The organism is Microcoleus vaginatus FACHB-2002 (assembly GCF_040004035.1).
GTDB classification, from domain to species: domain Bacteria; phylum Cyanobacteriota; class Cyanobacteriia; order Cyanobacteriales; family Microcoleaceae; genus Microcoleus; species Microcoleus vaginatus_C.
In genome coordinates, this window is the sequence record NZ_JAMPLN010000054.1 from 1 (window position 1) to 23,888 (window position 23,888).

Annotated in this window: 13 protein-coding genes; 3 read left to right on the forward strand and 10 right to left on the reverse strand. The window is 45.5% G+C overall.

Features of this window, described 5'->3' with window-relative positions; all coding sequences use genetic code 11:
- Positions 1–306: 306 nt before the first annotated feature.
- The 9 genes from NDI35_RS27515 to NDI35_RS27555 all read right to left on the reverse strand — a co-directional run bounded on the left by NDI35_RS27515 (position 307) and on the right by NDI35_RS27555 (position 20,827).
- Positions 307–5,490 carry an nSTAND1 domain-containing NTPase gene (locus tag NDI35_RS27515; protein ID WP_445315480.1) on the reverse strand — a complete coding sequence of 1,728 codons (5,184 nt, stop codon included), beginning with the start codon at positions 5,488–5,490 and terminating at the stop codon, positions 307–309.
- A gap of 608 nt (positions 5,491–6,098) precedes the next feature.
- On the reverse strand, positions 6,099–6,458 hold the full coding sequence (locus NDI35_RS27520; RefSeq protein ID WP_445315481.1) for a hypothetical protein: 360 nt from the start codon (positions 6,456–6,458) through the stop codon (positions 6,099–6,101).
- A gap of 615 nt (positions 6,459–7,073) precedes the next feature.
- A complete protein-coding gene (locus NDI35_RS27525; protein ID WP_445315482.1) occupies positions 7,074–7,766 on the reverse strand; it encodes a response regulator transcription factor in 693 nt (230 codons plus the stop codon).
- 205 nt (positions 7,767–7,971) lie between these two features.
- Positions 7,972–8,799 (reverse strand): type I methionyl aminopeptidase, encoded by an 828-nt coding sequence (gene map / locus NDI35_RS27530; protein ID WP_445315483.1) that lies wholly within the window; start codon positions 8,797–8,799, stop codon positions 7,972–7,974.
- A gap of 141 nt (positions 8,800–8,940) precedes the next feature.
- Positions 8,941–11,007 carry a hybrid sensor histidine kinase/response regulator gene (locus tag NDI35_RS27535; RefSeq protein WP_445315484.1) on the reverse strand — a complete coding sequence of 689 codons (2,067 nt, stop codon included), beginning with the start codon at positions 11,005–11,007 and terminating at the stop codon, positions 8,941–8,943.
- 7 nt (positions 11,008–11,014) lie between these two features.
- Complete coding sequence (locus tag NDI35_RS27540; protein ID WP_445315485.1) at positions 11,015–11,740, reverse strand: chemotaxis protein CheB; 726 nt, start codon at positions 11,738–11,740, stop codon at positions 11,015–11,017.
- The gene (locus NDI35_RS27545; RefSeq protein ID WP_445315486.1) at positions 11,694–12,521 is read right to left on the reverse strand and encodes a CheR family methyltransferase; all 828 of its coding nucleotides are present in this window, start codon (positions 12,519–12,521) and stop codon (positions 11,694–11,696) included. Before NDI35_RS27545 ends, NDI35_RS27540 begins: the two co-directional genes overlap by 47 nt.
- 124 nt (positions 12,522–12,645) lie before the next feature.
- Positions 12,646–18,462 carry a HAMP domain-containing protein gene (locus NDI35_RS27550; protein ID WP_445315487.1) on the reverse strand — a complete coding sequence of 1,939 codons (5,817 nt, stop codon included), beginning with the start codon at positions 18,460–18,462 and terminating at the stop codon, positions 12,646–12,648.
- 292 nt (positions 18,463–18,754) lie between these two features.
- Positions 18,755–20,827 (reverse strand): FAD-dependent oxidoreductase, encoded by a 2,073-nt coding sequence (locus NDI35_RS27555; RefSeq protein ID WP_445315488.1) that lies wholly within the window; start codon positions 20,825–20,827, stop codon positions 18,755–18,757.
- A gap of 161 nt (positions 20,828–20,988) precedes the next feature.
- Here NDI35_RS27555 and NDI35_RS27560 point away from each other — a divergent pair, with 161 nt between their 5' ends.
- The 3 genes from NDI35_RS27560 to NDI35_RS27570 all read left to right on the forward strand — a co-directional run bounded on the left by NDI35_RS27560 (position 20,989) and on the right by NDI35_RS27570 (position 23,211).
- A complete protein-coding gene (locus NDI35_RS27560; protein WP_445315489.1) occupies positions 20,989–21,501 on the forward strand; it encodes a hypothetical protein in 513 nt (170 codons plus the stop codon).
- 89 nt (positions 21,502–21,590) lie between these two features.
- Complete coding sequence (locus tag NDI35_RS27565; RefSeq protein WP_333061735.1) at positions 21,591–22,355, forward strand: HpcH/HpaI aldolase family protein; 765 nt, start codon at positions 21,591–21,593, stop codon at positions 22,353–22,355.
- Between the two features lie 187 nt (positions 22,356–22,542).
- Positions 22,543–23,211, forward strand: coding sequence for a 2OG-Fe dioxygenase family protein (locus NDI35_RS27570; protein ID WP_190663232.1), 669 nt, complete (start codon positions 22,543–22,545; stop codon positions 23,209–23,211).
- A 123-nt stretch (positions 23,212–23,334) separates the two neighbouring features.
- On the opposite strand, the gene NDI35_RS27575 is transcribed toward NDI35_RS27570, so the two are convergent.
- Positions 23,335–23,823 carry a hypothetical protein gene (locus tag NDI35_RS27575; protein WP_445315494.1) on the reverse strand — a complete coding sequence of 163 codons (489 nt, stop codon included), beginning with the start codon at positions 23,821–23,823 and terminating at the stop codon, positions 23,335–23,337.
- Between the last annotated feature and the right edge of the window lie 65 nt (positions 23,824–23,888).

Consider the following 23,888-nt stretch of genomic DNA (forward strand, 5'->3'; position numbering starts at 1 on the left):
CCATTTCATCTATTATCCCGGCTACTATTCCCAAGTGGTCTAAATTTACGATATTTATCCCCGATAATGGCTGGTTCATGATTTTTAGAGTTGCTTTACTGCAGAAATCTATTCTACACTAAAAACTCCCAAACGATTGCACGGCAAGCGTTTGGGAGTTTTGTGTTTCCGAATTTATCTTCCTTTCCTTCTGCTTGAATATCTGCGGAATGTGGGTTTTAATCTAAATTCAAAGCGAGGTTCGCAGTCACGAATGCAAGTTTTTATTCATCCGCCGACAGAGGAATCCAGTCCTGACTAAAGGGTTTACTTCCTCTTATTTAACGCCTGTTTCCCAAATCCAAGACAAAGCAGTCGATCGCCCTCAGCAACATTCGGGTCATTCTGCAAATAATCTCCCAACCACTCGCAACTGCGAGCAATGATATTATTTAGTTCCAAATTCTCCAAAGGCAACAGAATTACATTCCTATCCCTACTAGCAAAACCCAGAGTTTTGCTATCCGAACTAAAAGTAACGCTCAACACGCGATCGCTCGATTCCAAAGTCTTAGATAGCAGCGCCTTCTTGCCGCGAAAATCCCACAGCTTAACAGTATTTCCCCCACTCGCCGCCGCAATCAACTTGCCGTCTGGACTAAAACTCACGCTTTCTACAGTATCGCTGTGGTCGAGTTTTTCAGTTAAATTCGCCACCTTTCCATCAAACCCCCACAAGTAAACTTTTTTGTCAGCGCAAGCAGCAGCAATAGTCTTGCCGTCGGGACTGAAACTAACATTTTTAACGCTGTCTTGGTGGTCGAGAGTTTTCAGAATTTTCGCCGACGAACCGTTAAATTGCCACAGGTAAACTCTCTTTTCTCCGGTAATTTCAAAAGCCTTTTTCTTCCCGCTAGGCTTGTCCTCAGCAGCGGTAGCAGTAGCAATAGTTTTGCCGTCGGGACTGAAGCTAACGCTAATTACTGGATTGGTGTGATCGAGTTTTGCAAACAAAGTTGCTTTAGAACCGTTCCAGCGCCAGAGGTACAATTTGCGATCGGCATTGGCGGCGGCAATTATCTTTCCGTCTGGACTAAAACTCACGCTTCTAACAATGCCGCTGTGGCTGAGAGTATCTAACAGTTTGCCGTTTAAACTCCAGACTTTCACTGTTTTATCATCGCTCGCCGAAGCAACAGTTTTATCATCAGGGGAAATACTCACCCAGGTAACAGAATCCTTGTGACTTTCTAAGGTTTTCAATAAACTGCCGTCAGCCCGCCAAAGCCTCACGGTTTTGTCCCCGCTAGCAGAAGCAATTGTTTTGCCATCAGCGCTAAAACTGACTTTGTAAACCCAGTCTTCGTGTCCCGATAAAATCTTATTCAGCGGAGTGCTGTCCGGTTTCCAAATTTTCACTATTTTGTCCTTACTTGCGGAAGCAATAGTGCCGTCCCCGCTGAAACTTACGGCCCTTACGTCGTCTTGATGTCCTCGAAAAGTATTGAGCAAAGTGCCGCTGCGACTCCAAACTTTGACCGTATCGTCTGCACTGCCGGTGACAATTTTTTTGCCGTCGCGACTGAAACTCGCGCTGACAACTTCATCGTTGTGTCCTTTGAGAGTTCTGATTTCCTCACCGTTTCGGTTCCAAACTTTGGCTGTGGTGTCGGCACTTGCTGAGACGAGTTCTCGACTGTTTGGACTGAACTTAATGCTGTAAACAATGTCAGAATGTTTGGTTAGTGTTTTGGGATTAATTCTAAATTTCTGCGTTTTACTTTCTCGGTTCCAAAGTTTGACAGTTTTGTCAACACTTGCTGAGGCTATTGTTTGGCCGTCGGGACTAAAACTGACGCCGAGTACCCAGTCTTTGTGTCCGGTTAAGGTTTGCAGCAGTTGTTTGTTCGCAAGGTTCCAGATTTTGACGGTGTTGTCGTGACTGGCGGAAGCTAGGGTTTTGCCGTCGGGGCTGAAACTGACGCTGGTGACGATATCGCGGTGGCCGGATAAAATGCCGATCGCACTTTTGTCGTTATCTACTTGCCAAATTCTAATTGTGCGATCGGCACAACCAGTAGCGATCGTTTTCCCATCGGGACTAAAACTAACACTCGTCACGCTATCTGGGTGATTGAAAGTTTTTAATAACTTACCTTCTTTGGTCCACAATTTAACAGTTTTGTCAGCACTTGCCGAAGCGACTGAATTGCCGTCGGGACTGACACTCACATCCAAAACAAACTTGCTGTGCTGCTCGAAACGGTTGCGTTCTTGCACCCCGGAAACTGCTTGTCTGAGTCTTTCTGCAATTTGAGTTTTAGTCTCCACAGGCAGCGCTGTACTTTTCAGAGAATCACGACCAATTTTGATACTATTTCCCAACACTCCTAATTGATTTTTTTCATTAGAAAGCACCAAAGCTTCCGACGCCGAATTTAGAGCATCAGTGCGACTTTTTTCTGCTTCTTGCCGTGCGCTTTCTGCTAATTTTGCTTGCTCGAATGCCATCCCCGAAACACCTGCGAGTACAAGCACTCCTAGAACCGCGGCCCGCAATTGCCATCTCCGAGTTTGGTAAAGTTGAGCTTCCGCTTGGTACTGTTTGTCTCTAGCTTCCGACAGCAAAGCATCTTGCTCTCTGTCTTTGCGAATTTGTTCAATTTCATCTCGGTTAATTTGGTTTTGCTTTCGCAGTTCCTCAAATTCTGCCTTTTGATCTAATTCTTGCTGCTGGCGAATGAAGCTAACTAAATAATCGTGAACGAGCTGATAAAGCTCTGCCGGTAGTTCCGTCCATCGAAAAACTAAACCCGACTTTACTAACAGTTCTAAGACTAAATCTAATTTATCAGCTTCAGCAAAGGTCGCTAAATTTGATGCTAATTCGGCGCGGGTTTTTAGGGGACGAATCTGCTCTTCATCTGTGAGCAAATACAATACTCTGCGTGCAGCTACTTCATTCTCTGGGCCACAATCTTTGATGACTTCTTCGAGAAACCTTTCTACTAATTTTTGTTGCGGATTGTTGCCGAGTTCCTGATATTGAGTTAAAGTTCTAATGTTCTCTTGTTGCAGTTGAGCGCCGACAAGTTGTAGTTCGATCGGGCGGACTTCTCCCAATTCTCCAGCTAAATTTTTGACTAATTCTTCGATCAACTCCGGTTCTAAGTAAAACTGCGCTCGCTCAGTTAAAGTGCGAATTACCGATCGCGCATCGACCAACGAAAAGTTTCCCAAATAAAACAGAATGTTTTTGCTGAGAATGTCCTCCAAAATATCATTGTTAACAAATCCTGTCTGGTTTTTGGGTCGGGAAAATTCCAGCAAATAGTGCAGATAATCTTCCCGCAAACACAGGACGACTTTTAAATATTTGATTTTCAAGCATTCGCGCAAAAAATCAAAAAATATTTGTCTTTCCGCTGGCTCTTTCCACACGAAAAAAAATTCTTCAAATTGGTCAAATATCAGAACAGTCACTAAATGTTCGGAATTTATTTGCAGCTCCTTGAGAATATTTTCGTATTCGATCGCCTGTTGTTCTATGATTAATTCTACTGGCTGTGACTGCTCCCTTTGATCCTCATTATTCCCAGTCGAGCCAGTGTGAAATCCCGAAATAAGATTTCCCTCGACTGCACCTCCTTCTACTGGAAAATCTACCGGAGCATTTTCTGGTACTGCTTCGGAAATTTCCGGATCGAATATTTCCGCTTTCCCAGCAGATAACTGTCTTGTCAATTCCCGCGGCCAGTTGTTGTAAACTTGCAGCACTATCGGCAACACAGTCCGCATTTCTATTTTTTTTTGTTTGAGAGCTGGTACTAATCCTCCCGTGACTATTGAACTTTTGCCAACTCCAGACTGACCGTAAATTACTGTCAGTTTGTCGGGGGTATTGTTCATCCTATATATCAAGCGGTTGAGGTCTTGCTCTCTGCCGGAAGCTGTAATTTCGTCCGCAATAGTAGCAGCGCCGGCAATAGTTTCGGCGACGGAATTAACCGCTTCTCTGTGCGGCTGCAACTTTCCGGCTCCAATAAAAGCTCGGAACCGATACGTGTGTTCCACGGCTCGATAATCTTGCTTAATTTGAAATGCTTCGAGATATTCTCCCCGCTGAAAATAGAGCGATCGCAGCATTTCTAAAACCCGCAAATACAGTTGCGGGTTGTAGCAAGGTTCGGTTTCCAAGCGAGCAAGCTCTAAATGTGCGATCGCCTCCTGCACCTCACCCAACTGACTCTGGGCCTCTGCTAAAATTAACAGATACAAGCCTAGATGCTGCGACTTTACAGGGGTTCCCTGTCCCGTCGCTTCTAAATTTGAGTTGAGAACGTTTAGAGCAACTAAAGCCCATTCTTTCGCCCCTTGCCAGTTCTTTTGCTCTAAGGCTACTCTAGCCAAAAAGCCGTAATCTTGAGCCAAATTAACTGCTGAATTTTCCATATTTTCATGTAACCTCCGAGCTTTGATAGCTAAATTCCAGAGTGCATCCCAATCTTCTAAATGCTGCAATACTTCGCCAAGTTGATTGATGAATATACCAACGACATCCGGCCGTCCCGCGCGTTCTAAAACATCAATACATTCCTGAAAATAATTCTTAGCTTCCGTCCAGTAAGGACGGTTGCCGCTGCGGTGTTTTTCTGCTTGGAAGCGGTAGCAAAGACCGATGTGGAATAGCAGAATTCCCTCTAACATCGGTGCTGGGTGAACGGTAAATAACAAATCGCTAAATTGTGTTTTAGACCCAATAAACGCTACTTGATGCTTCCAAAATCTGAGACTTTTTTGATACAATTCAATAGCCGCAGGGATGCGGTGACAAGCATATTCGTGCCTACCGCGAATAAATTGCAAACTCGCTTCAATAGCTGGTTCTAACCTGATGTTGCAAGTTTGCAAGTCTTGGCTAGCCGACTCTAGTTCACTCAAAGAATTGGCTCCGAGAATGGCAGAATTAGTTAAACGCCAATTGCCACTTTCTAAAATGTTGGAAAAAATGCGATCGGCACTTTTGCCCAGGAAATCCACCAAGTCGTCTGGGCCGATCACAAATTCAACAGTGGTCGTCCAAGTCTCGATATCTGTTACTAACCGAATCAGTTTTTTTAAGATTTTGTCTGTCACCCACAGCACCACCGGGAAGGGAAAATTATTCCGAAATTCTTCCCTCACGTAGTTGGTAGAAGTCAGCAGTCGATCGATCGCACTTACCGATTCCAATCCAAACACCATTAAAGCTGGCGGATGGCTGCAGGAAACTTTGGTTTCTATCGTCGTGTAAAGAGTTTTAACAGATGGGGGAAGGACAATTTCTCGAATCTCGATCCCAGACTCCTCCCGCAATTGCCTTACAATTTCCTCTCTCATCGCACTGTAATTGCACCGCACCAAAATCAGCGAAAATTGCCCCTGAGATATCGAGAGAGTCCGGATGAGAGTTTGCAGCGAACTTTTGTTTTGCTGTGCTGCGGTGTCTTGCTGGCAGTGCGAATTAATCATAATTAATATTTGAAAAATTTCTCAGGATAGGTGCTGTAAACTGGCGAAAAAAGGAAGTTCGGCAACGGATTATTTAACGGATGTAACGGATGGCAGTTCGGCAACGGATTATTTAACGGATGTAACGGATGGCAGTTCGGCAACGGATTATTTAACGGATGTAACGGATGTAACGGATGGCAGTTCGGCAACGGATTATTTAACGGATGTAACGGATGTAACGGATGGAAGGAATCGACGGCAGGGAAAAGTGCAATTAAGAGCGTCCTAACCGTTTTGGCGGTTGCTTTAAGTTTACTTTTACCCGTTTTTACGTTTGCCAATCGCAGCGAACAATCACATGATTAATTTTATTTCTGCCCTTGTGGGCGATTTCCCATCACTGGGAACTATCAATTAGTTAAGTTTATTTCAGCCTGCATACTTATTATTTTAGCCGATCGCCTTAAAGCATACCCAAAAAAATACATACTCTGTTATTCGCATATTCCCAGCAAAATCAACCGGATTTTACTTAAATCTTGATAATTGCTCAAATTCTACCCAGCCAAAGAGTCGTTGTTTGCATGGTTCCCAGCCATCGCCAAAATCGTACAAATCCGATTCAGTTATTCGCAGATCCCAGAAATCCGGCATTCCCGGGTTGACTGGCCCCTCGCCGCACTGAGATAAACTACCGGCGGCGGCTCATCAATTACAGCTTGAAGATTTTTTGTCATAAATTTACTAATCTCCATATCTAAAGTAGCTGCAAAATCAGGTTCATCCCAATCCTCGCTTTCTTCAATGCTGATTGTTGTTGGTGGCCCAATATCAACATCTAGCTCATCGCCAAAATCCGAAACTTTCTTAATTGGATCTATTTTCTGACCGGTATCAGTGGCAAAAGCTTCAGTTGTATTCGCTATTAGTACGAGTGGCAGTGCTACTATGGCACTTATTGTTTGTCGCGCCGTGATTTTCCTCATGGTATCCTCCTGGTATAAACTCAACTTTGGTGCTGCTATACATTCAACATCTGCGGCTACTTTAGAGCGCTGTCAGTCGATTTTAGATTTTAGATTTTAGATTTTAGATTTACTCCACAGATGAATCTGAGGGCATGAACTTTGATCTAAAATTGTGGGCTACTTACCACTCCTGCAGTTCACAAGTATCCGTCTTGAGCAAAGTCATTAATTAATAGTGGCTTGTTTTTCCACAGGATCTAACCTTATCTGTGACTGTTCGCGGCAAGTTTGCTTAACGGAGCATATCCGGTCAAGTGTTTGCCTTTCTATTTACTACGTGAAAACTCTTAAACAGTCAGGTTTTCCCGTTAAGTAATTCCCCAGCCTTTGCGAGTGTTTATCTCAGACTCAAAGCAAAGTGGGTGAGAAGTTCGATCGCACACCAGTTTTCGCACACCAGTTTTCGCACACCCGCGCTGCCACCAGCAAGCTGATGTGCGATACCACAGCCGCCGGATATCTGTCAATACTTATATCTTAACATTTCTACGTTTTTGGATGATTTTCGTTACCAGGCTCTTCCTGGTAACGCAGCTCGACGAGGCAGAGCCTCCAGCCAAGTCGAGAGGGCTCCTATTTCGTCAAGCCGTGTTCGAGAGCGAAGCGAACCAACTCAGTACGGCTGTTAGTACCCGTCTTGCTAAACAAACGGCTGACGTACTTTTCCACATTACGCACGCTAGTTTCCAAGCGGCGGGCAATTTCCTTATTCATCAAACCTTGAGCCACCAAATCCAACACACTTTGTTCTCGCGGAGTCAAATCAATTTTAATCGGCGAAGGACTTTGGGCGATCGAACTCCGCCCGCTCAGCAAAGACTCAATTCTCGCCATTTGGCTTGTCAAAGCAGCAATATCTGGACTTTCAGCATTGTCGCTCGTCTCCTTAGCAGCCGCGCGGCGGGCCAGCAAATTCGTTACTATTGCTACTAATTCGTCGGGATCGAAGGGCTTAGAAAGATAAGCATCGCAGCCTGCTTGATAGCCTTGAATACGATCGCCCGTCATCCCCTTAGCCGTCAAAAACACGACCGGCAAAGCCTTATAGCGAGGATCTTCCCGCACTTGCTTGAGAAATTGATAACCGTCCACCTGGGGCATCATAATGTCTGAAATCACCAAATCCGGATTAGTCTGCTGCAAGAGTTCCCACCCATCGCGAGCATTACTGGCGACCTCAACCGCAAAATCGCTATCTTCCAAATAAGCTTGTACTGCTTCCCGCAAGCCCGGTTCATCATCTACCAATAATAATCGTGCTGACATAGTTGTTACCTTTACGCTTTACCACTATTTTTTAATTTAGCCGCATTTAAGTCTTATTGTCACTCCATCCCTCGAAGGAAGTTAAAAACTTGTTGTCCAACTCAAGAGCTTTGAGTTAGGTTTTGATCTAACGATTAAAAAGTGTTTAAATCTTTAATTCAAAACTCGAAACTCAAAACTCAAAATTATTGTTGAACCCTTCCACTTAAACTTTTGAACGATCTGTCAAAATTTCATAACCAGTTTCTGTCACCAACACAGTATGCTCAAACTGAGCAGACATAGCATTGTCAACGGTTACAGCAGTCCACTTATCAGAAAGCGTCCGAGTGTACTTAGAACCGGCATTCAGAATTGGTTCGATCGCCAATGTCATGCCCGTTCGCAATTTCACGTTCGGCATTTCCCGCGTGCGGAAATTGAAAACCGAGGGTTCCTCGTGCAAATTTCGCCCGACACCGTGGCCGGTAAACTCCTCAACGACGCTAAAACCGTTGCTTTTGACATGATCTTCGATCGCACCAGCCAGATCGAGCAAATAGGCTCCAGCCTTCACTTGTTCGATGCCTTTGTAGAGAGCTTCTTCTGCGACTCGGATTAATTTTGCAGATTCGGGAGTTACTTCCACAACTGCGATCGTAATGCAAGAATCGCCGTGAAAACCTTGATAATATGCCCCAGTATCTACCTTGAGAACATCTCCTGCCCGAATAACTTTTTTGGGACTGGGTATGCCGTGAACAACTTCGTTATTAATGCTAGAGCAAATCGATCCCGTGAAACCGTGATAGCCTTTAAAGCTGGGAGTTGCACCCATTTCGCGGATGCGTCTTTCGGCATAAGCATCCAAATCAGCAGTAGTCATTCCCGGTTTTACCATTAGGGAAATTTCTTTGAGTACCGTTGCAACGATTTTCCCTGCCTGTCGCATAATTTCGATTTCGCGTTCCGACTTAATTTCAATGCCTCGACGCTGTTTTTTGACTTGTGGTGCTTGAGTTGGACCAGAAAGCAGACTGCTAAAAATATTCATGTATTGATTGGCGGGTAATTTTGTACTTTGACGGCAGGTTGAAGCAAAAAACGGCAAATATCCAGTTTTTTGTGGAAAAACGAGTGTCTTGTTCTGAACTGTCGATCGCTTGTCCTTTAAGCTAGCTTAATATTTTTCTCACTAATCGGCACGAGATTGGGGGGTCAACAAAGCGGTTGAAACCGCCGAGTCCGTTGGAGCGGGATTTCCGAGCCTTCCTGCGAGGTTAGCAATTGCGGCAATTAACTTAGTTATGTCAACTGGTTTAGATAAGTGCATCTGGAAACCAGCTTCCAGCGCTTGCTTGCGCTCTTCCTCTCTGGCATAGGCCGTCAGGGCGATCGCAGGCATCTTTCCACCCCTGAGCCTTTCCATTTCTCTCACCCGCGCGATCAACTCGTAGCCGTCTGCTTCCGGCATTCCTATGTCGCTCAGCAGCACATCCGGCCAATAACTCTCCAGTGCAGCTAGAGCCCCGGCTACCGATGTCGCCGATCGCACCATAGCTCCTTCGTCCTGGAGTAAAGCAATCAAAAACTCCCGCGTGTCATCGTCATCATCCACCACCAGCAATTGCAAATTAGCCAGAGTGGGGAGAGTCTCTGTCGCGTCATTGAGTTCCGACCAATCATCCCCTGCACCTCCGGTCTTCCTTTGTGCCAGAGGTAAAGCCACCGTAAATTTCGCACCTTCGCCCGGATTATTCTCTGCATGCACCTTACCGCCGTGCTGTTCAACCAAGTGACGGACGATCGCCAATCCCAGTCCCAAACCCCCGTAAGACCTAGTTGTGCTGCTATCAGCTTGGCGGAAGCGATCGAAAACATAAGGCAAAAAATCAGGATCAATACCAATGCCGCTATCAATTATCTGAATTTGAGCCTCATCGCCCACTGACTCTAACCGCACCTCTACTTTACCCTCTTGCGGACTAAACTTAATCGCATTTGACAGCAAATTCCACACAATTTGCTGCAAGCGATCGAAATCGCCGATCACTTCACCTACATTTGGACTGCACGTTAATTCTATGACTATTGATTTTTCCTCAGTCAGCGGCTGCAAAGAATCTATTGCCAGCTTGATCGCAGATTCCAACCGAATCGGATGCATATTTAAATTTAGTTTCCCCCGGAGAATCCGCGAAACATCTAAAATATCTTCAATGAGTTGCGCTTGAGATTTAGCATTGCGCTCAATTGTTTCTAGGGCTTTCTCAATAGTGTCTTGGTCAAATGTTTTGGTACGAAGCAGCCTAGACCAGCCGAGAATTGCATTTAAAGGAGTACGGAGTTCGTGAGAGAGAATAGCTAGAAATTCATCCTTCATCTGGTTAGCTCTCTCCGCTTCTTGCCGCGCCACTTGTTCGCGGATTAGTCTGCCGCGTTCTTCCTCTGCTTGCTTGCGGTCTGTGACATCTCTAACCGTGCCCACATGACCGATCAGTTTTCCCAAATCCGAAAACATTGGCGACGACTGAACGTGAATCCAACGCACAGTTTCGCTACCAGCTAATCGAAACTCGTTAGAATATTCCTGGCTTTCTTTAATCCAAGCTAACCAATCTGCTACTACGCGATCGCGATCTTCTGGATGAACTTCCCGCTGCCAAACCTCTGCCAAACTTTCCTCCAAAGTTAACCCGCAAATCGCTTGACAACGCGGGTTGATGTAAGTACAGCGGCCTTCAACGTCAGCTAAGTAAATTCCCAGTGGTGAACAAGCACACAAAGTGCGAAACCGCTCTTCACTTTTCCTTAGTTCACTATTAACCGCAGCTAACTGTGTTGCTTGCTGCTTCACCTCGACTGTTTTTTGGAACAATTCCACAAATACCTGCACCTTCGAGGTCAATATTTCCGGTTCTAAAGGTTTGAACAGGTAATCCACCGCGCCCAGAGAATAACCTTTAAACACGTGGGTGTCATTACTGCTGAAGGCTGTGATAAAAATAATCGGAGTCGCTCGCGATCGATCTCTAGAGCGAATCAATGTTGCTGTCTCAAATCCATCCATTCCCGGCATCTGCACATCAAGCAAAATTACTGCAAAATCTTCATTAAGCAGACATCTCAGAGCCTCTGCGCCCGAACTAGCTTGTACTAGATGATAAGAGGGGCTGTTGAGAATAGCTTCTAGAGCTATCAAATTTTCTGGGCGATCGTCAACTAAAAGGACATTTACTCGATGGGGGGGCTGCAGATTCATAATTTTTTTAATCTTTAATTCTTAGTAAATTGACTAAACAGGGAGCGATTTTAGAGAGGGGTAAAATCCAGTCTACTTCAACATTTGCGATCGCCGACGCTGGCATGGCCGCGCATAGAGCCGAAGCCGGTTCCTCCACAAATGTCAATCCTCCTGCAGCTTTAATTTTTGCGAGCCCTTTACTGCCATCCGAATTAGCTCCCGTTAAAATTATCCCGATCACTTTCTCCCCAAAGGCATCCGCAGCAGACTCAAACAGCACATCGATTGAGGGCCGCGCGTAGCAGACAGGAGCCTCTGTTGATAGTGCAAATGTAGGAGTTCCGCGATTGGGGATTGGGGATTTTGAATTATGGATTGGCTCCACTGCCACGCTCCCCCATTCTGTAAAGTCGTTTTCATAAAGGCTAAACTCCTCCTCACAGGGCGATTCTATTAGCAAGTGATAGTCAGCAGGAGCCAAGTAAACCCGTCCAGGTGCGATCGGCTCTTTGTCTTTTGCCTCTGTGATTGGGAGAGAGCTTTGCTTTTGTAAAAAATAAGTAAGCCTATTCTCAGAACTCTTATGGCGGTGTTGGACAATAACTACAGGCAAAGGAAAGCTTTGTGGCAAATCTGCCAGCAGAACAGTCAGAGCCTCTAGCCCTCCCAAAGACGTACCCACAACCACTATTTCAAAATTTTTCTTATTTAATTCTCCGGTAGAGTTTCTCACTACTTTCAATTGGTTCATAGTATTTTTCATAAGGTGTAAAAGTCAGAGACTCCTGATGTCCTAGTCCTAAAACCCCAAACATTCCCAGGCTCTCATAAAAAAGCTTGTGTACCCGCTCTTGGAGGTGTGAATTGAAATAAATCATCACATTACGGCATAAAATAACATTAAATTCATTAAAAGAGTTATCCGTTGCTAGGTTGTGGTGAGCAAAGACAATATTATCTTTAAGTGAAGAGCGAAAAATCGCATTTTCATAGGCAGCAGTGTAATACTCAGAAAACGCTTTCTTGCCCCCCGCTTGGTGGTATAGTTGCGTATATTCTTGCATTTGTTTCAGCGGAAATATCCCTGTTTTGGCTGTTTTCAAAACTAATTCATTCATGTCCGTAGCGTAAATCCGACAACGGTCATACAGTCCTTCTTCTTGCAGCAAGATTGCCATAGAATAGACTTCTTCTCCCGTTGAACATCCAGCGTGCCAAATCCGAATAAAAGGATAAGTACGCAGCAGCGGCACTACTTTATTTCTGAAACTAATGTAAAAGCTGGGATCGCGAAACATCGCCGTTACATTGACAGAAATGTCCAGCAGTAAACGGTCTAGGTAAGCAGGATTGTGAAGTACCTTTTCCTGAAGGGCAGAGACAGTGGTGAGCCGTTCCGAGCGAATAGTGTTCCAAATACGGCGCTTGAGAGAGGCCAGAGCATAATTGCGAAAATCAAATCCGTAATAGCGAAACATTCCCTCTAGTAGGAGTTGAATTTCGATTGTTTCAAGTTCATGGCTTTCGGACATTTTTAATTACTAATTGGTTATTGGGCCTTGTTGGCTGCTCCCTAATGACTGCTGACTGTTGACTGTTCACTAATGACAACTGACAAATGCCAACAGTCAACAGTCAACAGTCAACGGACTTCCATTATCGATAAAGCCAAACACGCAGCAGCGAGAGCAACTGTTCCGTATCAACAGGTTTGGTAATGTAGTCAGACGCACCAGCTTCGATACATTTTTCCCGATCGCCCTTCATAGCTTTCGCAGTCAGAGCAATCATTGGCAACGAAGCAAATTGAGGCATATTACGAATTGCTTGCATGGTTTCGTAACCGTCCATCTCTGGCATCATCACGTCCATCAACACAATATTTATCTCAGGCGTATTTTGCAATTTAGCGATGCCCTCTCTCCCATTCTCAGCATACACCACTTCCATTTTATGGCGCTCCAGCATACTTGTGAGGGCGAAAATATTCCGCATATCGTCGTCAACAATCAAGACTGTTTTGCCCGCCAGCGTCGAATCTGTTTGATACAATTGCTCTAGCATTTGGCGCTTTGGTTCCGGCAAATTTGCTTGGACTCGGTGCAAAAACAAAGCTGTTTCATCTAACAAACGTTCCGGCGATCGCACATCTTTAACAATGATTGTTTCGGCCATGCGCTTGAGTTGAGTTTCTTCGGATCTTGTCAACTCTTTGCCAGTATAAATAATAATCGGCAGACTTTTTAAAGCTGCATCTTGCTTGATCTGCTCAATCAGTTCAAAACCAGTCATATCTGGCAGTCCCAAATCGAGGACGATGCAATCAAAAGGCCCCGATTTCAAAGTTTCTAGCGCCTGTGCACCACTCCCCACAGCCGTTGTAGAAACATCGTGATTTCCGATTAAATCCACAATGCTCAGACGCTGTGTTTCGTCATCTTCCACGACTAGCAAATTCTTCACGGGCCGCTCCACAAACCCCTTAATATCAGTCAAAGCTTTGCTCAAAGCTTCGCGACTGACAGGCTTTTGTAAGTAGGCGATCGCCCCTAACTGCAAACTGCGCTGCCGCCCTTCTTCAACTGATACAATGTGAACCGGAATGTGGCGCGTACTTGGGTCGTGCTTCAAGCGATCGAGCACTGTCCAGCCATCCATCACAGGCAAATTTAGATCCAGCATAATCGCAGTTGGCTTGAACTCTCGCGCCATCGCCAAACCGATATCGCTCCGCAAAGCCACCAAACCTTTAAAATCCTGATCCCGCGCCATATCCAAAAGAATACGAGCGAAGTTCACGTCATCTTCAATAATTAACAGCACGCGATCGTCGAGCTCGACATTTTCCCGATCGTCAGCGATAATCGGTGATGGATAAGGGGCGATCGGCAAGTTGAAATTCGGCGAAGGAACAGCAGAAGAAATACCAGCCGGCAATTGAGCCCTTTGCTTGCCCATTCCCGATTCCTGATCATTCATTATTCGCGATTCTTGGTAAGTTTGGGGCAGATAAAGCGTGAACCTACTACCCTCACCAGGGCTACTTGTCAATTTAATTTCTCCGCCTAACAAATTAGCGATTTCTCTACTAATTGACAAACCCAAACCCGTGCCCCCGTATTTGCGGCTAGTGCTACCATCAGCTTGTTGGAAAGCCTCAAAAATAACCCTGTGTTTTTCAGCAGAAATCCCAATCCCCGTATCGCTAACTGAGAAAGCCAAAACATTAGGGGAACTCGTTAAACTTTCTATCTCTAAACTCCACCCTTCCCGCGCTACTTCGACAGACAATTTCACCTCACCTCGCTCTGTAAACTTAAACGCATTCGAGAGGAGATTCTTCAAAACTTGTTGCAGCCGTTTAGCATCAGTATAGAGACCTTTTGGCAGCCCACCCTCCAGCTCGATTTTAAAACTCAACTTCTTATCTTGGGCGATTTGGCGGAAAGTTCGATCCAAATGATCTCGCAAGTCCGCAAACAACACTTGATCAATTTCCACCGACATCGTGCCTGATTCAATCTTAGCGAGATCCAAGATGTCATTAATCAGCCCTAACAAATCATTTCCCGCCGAGTAAATAGTGCGCGTGTATTCAACTTGCTTCTGAGTCAAATTGCCTTCAGTATTGTCAGAAAGCAATCGAGCCAGAATCAACAGCGAATTCAGCGGAGTTCGCAACTCGTGAGACATATTTGCCAGAAACTCCGACTTATACTTAGAAGTTAGAGCCAACTGTTCGGCTCTTTCTTCCAACAACCCCCTCGCCTGTTCGATATCTCGGTTTTTCCGCTCAACTTCCTTATTTTGCAGCGCTAGCAATTCAGCTTGTTCTTCTAGTTCTTCATTGGTTTGTTGCAACTCTTCCTGCTGACTCTTTAACAGTTCCTCAGATGCGCGGAGTGACTGCGCTTGTTGTTCGAGACGCTTGTTAGTTTCCGTTAGTTCTTTTTGCTGAGTTTGTAACTCTTCTGCCAAAGACTGTGACTGTTTCAGCAACTCTTCCGTCCGCATACTCGCCGCAATTGTATTTAAAACAATGGCGATACTTTCTGTAAGTTGGTCGAGGAATGTCAAGTGTATTTCGCTGAAGCGGCGGAACGAAGCTAACTCAATTACTGCCGTCACTTGTCCCTCAAATAGTACGGGTAAAACCACGACATTCAACGGCGTAGATTCTCCCAGTCCCGATCCAATTTTTACGTAGTTTTCCGGCACTTCAGTCAACAGTATCCGTTCTTTTTCCAGGGCGCACTGTCCTACCAAACCTTCGCCTAAATGGAATCGATTTCCTAACTGTTTGCGTTCGCGGTAGGCGTAGGTACTTAACAGTTTGAGGAACGGATCGTGTTCGACAGATTCCATCATAAAGAAGACGCCATGTTGAGCAGACACTAGCGGCGTCAATTCTGAAAGAATTAGTTTAGAAACAGTTTCTAAATCACGCTGACCTTGTAGCATTCGAGTAAACTTAGCAAGGTTTGTTTTCAGCCAATCTTGCTCAGTATTTTTCTGCGTAGTCTCCCGCAGATTGGCGATCATCTGGTTAATGTTGTCCTTAACGATCGCAACTTCTCCTTCCGTGGCGACGGAAATTGACCTCGTTAAATCGCCTCTGGTAACAGCAATTGCCACTTCTGCGATCGCCCGCAGTTGAGTAGTCAAATTCGCCGCCAATTCATTCACATTATCCGTCAAATCTCGCCACGTCCCCGCCGCGCCCGGAACCTTCGCCTGGCCACCCAATTTCCCTTCAATTCCCACTTCCCGCGCCACAGTAGTAACTTGATCGGCAAACGTCGCCAGCGTATCAATCATCTCATTAATCGTATCTGCCAGAGTCGCAATTTCTCCCTTAGCTTCCAGCATTAATTTGCGCTTCAAATCGCCATTCGCCACCGCCGTCACAACCTTAGCAATACCCCGCACTTGCGCTGTCAAATTCCCCGCCATCGAGTTTACGTTGTCGGTTAAATCTTTCCAAGTTCCCGCAACTCCTTTCACCTCAGCTTGACCGCCCAATTTACCCTCAGTTCCCACCTCCCGCGCCACCCGCGTTACCTCAGATGCGAAGGAATTAAGCTGATCCACCATGACGTTAATAGTGTCTTTCAACTCCAGAATTTCGCCTTTAACATCGACGGTGATTTTCTTAGACAAATCGCCATTTGCCACCGCTTTCGTCACTTCCGCAATATTCCGCACCTGCGCCGTCAAATTCCCCGCCATCAAGTTAACATTATCGGTTAAATCTTTCCAAGTTCCCCCTACACCCCGCACGTAAGCTTGCACACCTAATTTACCTTCCGTTCCTACTTCCCTCGCCACCCGTGTTACTTCTGATGCGAAGGAACTCAACTGATCCACCATGATGTTAATCGTGTTTTTCAGTTCGAGAATTTCGCCTTTCACATCTACTGTAATTTTTTTGGATAAATCGCCATTTGCCACCGCCGTTGTCACTTCGGCAATGTTACGCACTTGTGCTGTTAAATTCCCCGCCATCGAGTTAACTGAATCCGTTAAATCTTTCCAAGTTCCAGCAACTCCTTTAACTTCAGCTTGCACGCCTAATTTCCCTTCGGTTCCCACTTCCCTCGCAACCCTGGTTACTTCCGAAGCGAAGGAATTCAACTGATCCACCATCGTGTTGACGGTGTTTTTTAACTCCAGAATTTCACCTTTAACATCTACAGTAATTTTTTTCGACAAGTCGCCATTTGCCACAGCAGTCGTAACAGCAGCAATATTCCGTACTTGTTCGGTTAAACTACCCGCCATAAAATTAACTGAATCAGTTAAATCCTTCCAAGTTCCTGCTACGCCTCGCACATCCGCTTGACCGCCGAGTTTACCTTCCGATCCCACTTCCCTAGCAACCCTGGTTACTTCAGATGCAAAGGAATTAAGCTGATCCACCATCACGTTAATGGTGTTTTTCAGTTCTAAAATTTCGCCTTTTACCTGTACCGTAATTTTTTTAGATAAGTCACCGTTAGCAACCGCCGTCGTCACCTCAGCAATGTTGCGGACTTGTGCTGTTAAATTTCCGGCCATTGAGTTAACTGAATCCGTTAAATCTTTCCAGGTTCCTGCTACTTCTTGCACTTCAGCTTGCACGCCTAATTTCCCTTCGGTTCCCACTTCCCTAGCAACCCTGGTTACTTCAGATGCGAAGGAATTTAACTGGTCAACCATCGTGTTGACGGTGTTTTTGAGTTCGAGAATTTCCCCTTTAACATCTACGGTAATTTTCTTAGATAAATCGCCCTTTGCCACAGCGGTTGTCACTTCAGCGATGTTCCGCACTTGTGCTGTCAAACTGCCTGCCATGAAGTTAACGCTATCCGTTAAATCCTTCCAAGTTCCGGCAACTCCTTTCACCTCAGCTTGACCGCCAAGTTTGCCTTCGGAACCTACTTCTCTCGCCACCCGCGTTACTTCAGAGGCGAAGGAATTTAACTGATCCACCATGATGTTAATAGTGTTTTTTAACTCCAGAATTTCACCTTTAACATCTACTGTAATTTTTTTGGATAAATCGCCATTTGCCACCGCCGTTGTCACTTCCGCAATATTCCGTACTTGTGCGGTAAGATTACCCGCCATCGAGTTAACTGAATCCGTTAAATCTTTCCAGGTTCCGGCAACTCCTTTAACTTCAGCTTGCACCCCTAATTTGCCTTCCGTTCCTACTTCTCTCGCCACCCGCGTTACTTCAGAGGCGAAGGAACTCAACTGATCCACCATGATGTTAATCGTGTTTTTCAGTTCGAGAATTTCGCCTTTAACATCTACGGTAATTTTTTTGGATAAATCGCCATTTGCCACAGCGGTTGTCACGTCAGCAATGTTGCGGACTTGGGCTGTTAAATTCCCCGCCATCGAGTTAACTGAATCCGTTAAATCTTTCCAGGTTCCGGCAACTCCCCGTACTTCAGCTTGCACGCCTAATTTCCCTTCGGTTCCTACTTCCCTAGCCACCCGCGTTACTTCCGACGCAAAGGAGCTCAACTGGTCTACCATTGTGTTAACAATTTGCGCTGTTTGGAGGAATTCTCCTTTGAGGGGTCTGTCTTCTATTTCTAAGGCGATGGTTTGCGATAAATCTCCTTTTGCTACGGCCCGAATTACTCTGGCGGTTTCAGAGGTTGGTTGCACTAAATCTGTAATTAGGGTATTGACAGAGTTGACGCTAGCTGCCCATGATCCCTCGGCGTTGCCAATGGTGGCCCGTTGGGCGATTTTGCCTTCTTTACCGACAACTGTGCCGATGCGATCGAGTTCGGCCGCCATTCTCTCATTGAGCTCGATAATTTCGTTAAGTTCGTCAGCAATTTTTCCCGCTAGACCGGTCTGGTCTATGGGCATCCGAACTGAAAAGTCCCCTTTTTTGACTGCTACTAAGGTTCTGAGTAACTGTTTGGCATAACCATTATTGGAATTGGGGCTTGTTATCTGTGCAGTTGACATGACCGTTACCTTTGGGGAGTTTGAAGGGGAAGGGGGGAATATTTTTGGGATTATTGATATTATCCGACTAAAGCAGTGTCTGATTGCTTCTATCGAAAGATGGATGACAAATTGCTGTTGGTCAGCTATCGACTTATTAGTTATTTTATACTGGTTAGCAGGCTCTTTTTGGTAACGAGTTAATTGTGGGGTGTCAGGAACAGGCCCGAAAGCCTGTTCCACCCTGTTCTACAAAGAGTGAATTTTATTGTAGGGCGGGCAGGATGCCACCGCTACAGATTACCAACTGCGATTATTTCCAATTTTGCCACGAACTATTGAAAATAGAAGTACCCGGAAAGGCGATGGGATTGGCATTTTGTTGCAACCGCAACTGTAACACTTCCAAGTTCGGCTCGCGGGAGGGCAATTCGTCCACTAATTCATAAGGTAGAATCCCCTTTTCTAGGGAAAAAGCAGCCGTAACTCCCGCCGCCGCACCTGCAGACCATTCAAAAGAATGCACTCGATAAGCAGCGGCCGCTGTGTGGCTAACAGCTATACTTTTACCCGCCACTAACATATTGTCAATTTTCTGAGGAATCATTGCCCGCAGCGGAATTTGGAACGGATAAGCTTGCCCTTGACCTTTGCGAGTGCCTTCCCGTTCGGTATTTCCCGGTGCTTCCGGCGGACTGTTGGTCATGCAGGGGTGAAAGTCGATCGCATAATGACCGATACCCACAGAATCAGGATAAATCGTAGCGCGCGATCGCGATTTTGTATCCTCAACAGATTGACTTCCCACAGCCAAAGCCGGCGCATTCAAACCACCCACAGCCAACCACAAATTCCGATACTCTTCCTCCGACAAATTCTGGCGGTAAAAATCAGCCGTAAAGTCAGTGCGAGACATATCAACTTCCCACACCGTAAAACCTTGAGGCTGATTGAAACTCGGCCGCCCAATAATGCGCCGGCCCTCCCGCATATAAGGATATTTAGAAAGTCCGTGCACCGTCCCCATCGGCGAATCCAACCCGCTCAAAAAACGATTGTTTGGATAAGGCTTTTTCACTCCATCTCCTAGCTGCGAGTCAGTAGTTCCTGTTACCAGCCAGTAGAAAAATCCTTTGGCATTTTCCTCTCCCTTACGCAAAGTTTCGGTTCGCAAACCGCCCATCCATCCCCCCGGTTGCAGTTGACCTGCTGCTTCCAACTGCGCGCGAGAATAAATTAAATTATCCTGGGCAGAACCGGGACGATAGTCATTGCCCCAAGTCCAGTTTTGCATCGAAATATCCCCCGGATAAATCGGGAATTGCTTCGGGTCTGAAGGTCGCTTTTCATCCGGTCTCATGCTCCTGATTTGGCGGTAGCTGAAAACTAAGGGAAAGCTCGCCAATCTCTGCAATTCGTAGCTGTAGTAAGGAGCATATTGTTGATAAAAAGACGGCACTTGATGCTGCTGCGGTTCTTTCGTTGCCTGCATCGCAAAGGTGTAGGTAAAACCTTGAGTGCAATAAGCGTCGCCACTTGGGCTAGCGGAGGAAGGTTCGAGAGGGGAACGCGGGTCAATTCCGAGGCGGTAGGGAACATCGGTAAGTCCGATCAATTCGCCTGTTTCAGTGGCATCTACAACGTACCAATCAGCACCTTTAGGTTGAGAACTTGACTGGTTAGGTGGTTTAGGAATAAACCGAATAATAGTTTTGTTAAATCGCGGCGAATTTTCGTAGCGATAGGCATCTTCGATAGTCTGAGAAAGAGTTTCTGTGTTGAGTGGTGGCGTGTTGGCCGCGGGTTTATGTTGAATGGCGATCGCACTTTTAATTTGTTGGCCCCCAACCGCATTCCCCGCCACAGCAGGAGTAATTGCTAGTTCTTTAATAACCGTATTGGGAAACCATTTCAGCGTGCCTTTGCCTTTTCTAGCAGCATCCTGCAAGATGTTAAATAGAATTTTGTGACCGTCGTAGGGCATGAAACACGAATAGCTAACCCAACAGCCTCCGGGATTTAGCCGGCCGTAATGTTGCTCGATCCGCCCCCGCAATTCGAGGTAGCCGCGGGGGTAAAATAAGAGCGATCGCTGAGTCTCCCTTTCATCAAGTGCGGAAGTTCCCTGCGAGGAAATTTGACCGCCTACCCAGTCAGTAATTTCAGTAAGGCAAACTGTGCGCCCCGCCAGCAAACCTTCGTAAGCGGTAGCAGCGCCTGCGAGTCCGCCGCCTGCTACTAGAATGTCGCAAGTTTCTGCATTGTCTGGATTACGCGGAGGTGCGGCAAATACTGGCGAAATGCTCCCCATCGCGGAAATGATGCCGAGGGTGAGGCTAAGGATCGATCGACCTTTGAGCAAAAATAGATACTGTCGAAGTTTCATCGGAGATTGTGGAATTAATTTTGACATAGCGCGAAAAACACTCATGCCATCTAAATGTTTATTTTGCAGTATACTGGTATTTCGCGGTGTTGTCAGGGAAAACTTTTTTAGAGAAGAGGCATTAATACCAGCAACAACTATTGAACAGTCGGCTCTACCTTATGCTCAAAATCGTCAAAATTTTTAGGTCATTGATTCCTTTTGAGAGTTTAACAATTACCACCAGTTTAACTTTTTCGGAGGTTTTACGCAGGTTGGACGAAGTTGTTACTCCTCCCAAAGTTGTTAGAATAATTATACCCTTTGGGCCGCCACCTGCGAAACCCTATGAAGGAACGATTTCTGGCAAAATTTTCACAATCAATCGCATCATCATCGGTCGAAATTTATTGTTCCCAATTATACAAGGAGATATACATACTCAACAGTTCGGTTGTTCCATCAAAATTAGGATGACTTTACATAAAATAGTCATAGGAATTTTGATTCTTTGGCTGTGGACAACTGGCAGTATTGGAATGTTTTCTTTATTTGCTTGGTTAGTCGAACCCTCCGTGGGAGCAATATTTTTACCCATTTTAGGAATGTTTATTTTTGGCTGGCTTTTGTGCTTGATTCCTTTTAAAATAGAAGCAAAAGCAGCTACCAAATTTTTGTCTATTCTCTTAACCTAAAGTAATTTGTAACGGCAATATTTTAGCTGTATTATTAAAAACAATTTAGGTTCATCGGTCGTCAGCGGCGGTAAAAAAACTCCAAATTTATGCGTCAAAACCAACTCAAACAAAAAATTAAACAAGGGGAAACAGTCCTCGGTTTATTTATGAACTGCGCTTATCCCGCATTCATGGAAATATGCGGTCACGCTGGATTCGATTTCGCCGTTATCGATATGGAACACGGCCCCCTGAACCCGCTTGCTGCTGAAGATTTGTGTCGCGCCGCCGACTGCACTGGAATTGCACCGATTATTCGCGTCCGCAAAAACGACGGGCCGCAAATTCAACGAGCTCTTGACATCGGCAGTGCAGGCGTTCAAGTACCTCAAATTGAAAGCAAAATCGATGCCGAAACCGCTGTCAAAAGCGCTAAATACAGTCCTCTGGGTACGCGAGGCCTTTCCTTCGCTACGCGGGCGGGACTTTACACCGCCGCAGGTACAAATATCACCGACAAACTCAACGAAGAATCCTTAGTTGTGATTCATGTCGAAGGCAAAGGCGGCATCGACAACCTGGCAGAAATTGTTACTGTGCCAGAGGTTGACGTGATTTTTCTAGGACCTTACGATTTGTCACAGTCGATCGGCATTCCCGGCCAAGTCCGCGATCCCCGAGTCATCGACATGATGCAGGAGGCAGTGCAAACCATCCGCAAAGCAGGCAAAGCCGCGGGTACTTTTGCTGACAACCCCGAAATCGCCCAGCAGTGGATTGATGCTGGCGTTCAGTACGTCACACTTGGGGTCGATGTTGCCGTTTTCCTGCGCGCCTGTCAGTCGTTGGTGAAAGCGGTCAATCGATTTTAGATTTTAGATTTTGGATTTTGGATTAAAAGAAGAACCAGCCTCCCGATTCATCTTGCAAGCTTTACTATATCTTTGCAATTTTTGTATGGTCTTTTACGACACATACAAAAATCCTGCGCTAGAGTAGAAGCATACACCTCCTCAAGGCAAATTAGGGAGGGGAGCAAGGCTTCATGGAGAAAAATCTATGAAAACGGTATTAGAATCCATTCATTTGGATTATGCTTTCATGTTTACTTTCAAAAAAGTAAACTCGATTAAGCTAGAAGGTTTCAAGGAATTTTTTGACGATATGCCTGTCGATCCGTATGTGAAAGGTAAGTATCGTTCTAGAAGATTATCGCGGTTTACAGTCAACGGAGATGAGTTAGTTAAGTTACCTCACGGCTATTTGTTTCAAAGCAAAACATACAATCCGCTAGTGGGTGATATCAGGCGGGAATTTGCCGAATTGGACGATCGGCTAATCGCCCTCGATAATTTCAAACAGATGATTTTTGCTTTTTTCGATTCCTGCAAAATTCACCCGGAAGCTGAAATCGGCATCCATCAAATCAGGACAACTTGTTCGCCGCACAATTTCGGCAACCCCGCACCGGAAGGCATTCACCAAGACGGTACTGACTTTATCGGGATTTTCTCTGTTGACAGAACTAATATTGTAGGCGGGGAAACGCATTTGTACTTGGCTAAAAAAGAGAAGCCTGTTTTTAATAAAGTTCTGCAGCCAGGGGAATTGCTGTTAGTTAACGACCACGAGTTTTTCCACTTTACTACGCCGATTAAACCGGAATCTGAAGGGGTGGGAACCAGGGATGTCTTTGTGCTGACTTCTCCGAGTTTGCTTACCGATTGAGGATACAGTCTTGGGCGCATAACCTAATGATGTAAGGTGCGTACTCCGCACCTTACTTCGATTACCGATTACTGCATCTCACAGAGCACTTTTTGGTTTCGCCCCCACCCATCTCGATCGTGGTTAATGCTTGGGAAAATCGATTCCTGAAATGGATATTCCTTCCATCTTCTCCACATATCGTCCTTGAGCCGCTACACACTCGGCCATTTTTTGAGCTTGTATGGGTTGACTCCTTCGATCGGGCGAGGTACCTCTATACTCCCATGTACCGCGAATGTCGCCAGAGAATGCTTTTCCATTGTTTTTTAATACTAGCTCTGTGCCAGTTGCATCAATATAGTATTTCCCATTTTCAACAGACACGCTGCTAATTGTGATAGATTCGACTCCTTTGTAGGGATTTGCAGGGCCATCGACGATCTTGATGCAGATTCTATTGTTTTGATGTGCAATCTCTCTACGGGAGTTATTGAACATTGTTCCTTGAGCGTAGTAAGCTCCTGTGGGGAGAATTGTAGATCCCTGTTGATTACTTTGAGCAGAGGACAATGATGAGATTGACAGAAGGATAGAACTAACAATTAGTGTTTCGATCGCCAAAAATTTCATTTGCAACAAAACTCCATTAAAATTATTTTTTCAGATTCTACACGATCGCAGTTGCTCTATAAACT

Bases quoted from the DNA above. Each gene is read 5' to 3' on its own strand.
- NDI35_RS27515 (WP_445315480.1), bottom strand. From the start codon at position 5,490: ATGATTAATTCGCACTGCCAGCAAGACACCGCAGCACAGCAAAACAAA.
- NDI35_RS27520 (WP_445315481.1), bottom strand. From the start codon at position 6,458: ATGAGGAAAATCACGGCGCGACAAACAATAAGTGCCATAGTAGCACTG.
- NDI35_RS27525 (WP_445315482.1), bottom strand. From the start codon at position 7,766: ATGTCAGCACGATTATTATTGGTAGATGATGAACCGGGCTTGCGGGAA.
- map (WP_445315483.1), bottom strand. From the start codon at position 8,799: ATGAATATTTTTAGCAGTCTGCTTTCTGGTCCAACTCAAGCACCACAA.
- NDI35_RS27535 (WP_445315484.1), bottom strand. From the start codon at position 11,007: ATGAATCTGCAGCCCCCCCATCGAGTAAATGTCCTTTTAGTTGACGAT.
- NDI35_RS27540 (WP_445315485.1), bottom strand. From the start codon at position 11,740: ATGAACCAATTGAAAGTAGTGAGAAACTCTACCGGAGAATTAAATAAG.
- NDI35_RS27545 (WP_445315486.1), bottom strand. From the start codon at position 12,521: ATGTCCGAAAGCCATGAACTTGAAACAATCGAAATTCAACTCCTACTA.
- NDI35_RS27550 (WP_445315487.1), bottom strand. From the start codon at position 18,462: ATGTCAACTGCACAGATAACAAGCCCCAATTCCAATAATGGTTATGCC.
- NDI35_RS27555 (WP_445315488.1), bottom strand. From the start codon at position 20,827: ATGAAACTTCGACAGTATCTATTTTTGCTCAAAGGTCGATCGATCCTT.
- NDI35_RS27560 (WP_445315489.1), top strand. From the start codon at position 20,989: ATGCTCAAAATCGTCAAAATTTTTAGGTCATTGATTCCTTTTGAGAGT.
- NDI35_RS27565 (WP_333061735.1), top strand. From the start codon at position 21,591: ATGCGTCAAAACCAACTCAAACAAAAAATTAAACAAGGGGAAACAGTC.
- NDI35_RS27570 (WP_190663232.1), top strand. From the start codon at position 22,543: ATGAAAACGGTATTAGAATCCATTCATTTGGATTATGCTTTCATGTTT.
- NDI35_RS27575 (WP_445315494.1), bottom strand. From the start codon at position 23,823: ATGAAATTTTTGGCGATCGAAACACTAATTGTTAGTTCTATCCTTCTG.